The sequence below is a fragment of the Vibrio sp. 2132-1 genome (assembly GCF_033344315.1).
On the sequence record NZ_JAWPON010000229.1, the window covers coordinates 1 to 783 of the forward strand.

1 pseudogene is annotated in these 783 nt (G+C 39.6%); it reads left to right on the plus strand.

Annotation, left to right across the window (positions count from 1 at the left end):
- Positions 1–402: 402 nt before the first annotated feature.
- Positions 403–783 (plus strand): annotated as a pseudogene (locus R8N47_RS24600) (universal stress protein); the annotation flags it as partial.

A 783-nucleotide genomic window follows, 5' to 3' on the forward strand; every position in this document is an offset into this window, starting at 1 on the left:
TCAGACACAGTGTCACAAAATCAAATCAGAATTAGGTGCTTATATATACTTCCATATAAAGACAGTAAGTACTTGCAGACGGTGTGTCAGAACTGCTTCTCCAGGGACTACATCATTAAAATTGCGGCAGAGTTTTTGATGATCTTTAATCTAGATTTTCAGAGCGCTTAGAGGCAGGAGCTACTACGGACTTAGTTTTACAGCATCGCTTACAAGTCAACTTAAGTTACGGTGTAATGTTTAGTGAGAGGCTTTTGATGTTTTAGGGGGATATGTTCGAACAGCTGAGCTCTTAGAGATGGGGATTTGGATGTTTTCATTTAGATATCGGCAGGTAAGCCGATGTTTAGTGTGTTCGATAAGCTAGACTAAAAGTAGTACCATTCAAAATAGGAGAACGTAATGAGTTATGGACATATTTTGGTCGCGGTAGACCTTACTGATTCCAGCAAAAAAGTCATCGATAAAGCAGTTTCTTTAGCGAAAGATGAAAAAAGTAAGCTTTCCTTAGTCTATGTAGATGTCGATAAGATTATTCTGGAGTTGAAAGAAGAACGAAAGTTGCAGAATGCATTACAAAAGCTTGCTGACGAGTGTGATTACGAAGTCCATGACAGTATGGTTGTAATTGGTGATCTTCACATCAAGCTCTCCTGAATTGCGAAGGAAGTAGTGATAGATCTCGTTGTATGTGGCCATCATCATAGCTTGTTGAGTCGTTTCTTTTCTTCTGTCCCCCAGCTTGCGAACGCCATAGAAGCTGATTTGCTAGTCGTGTACTTA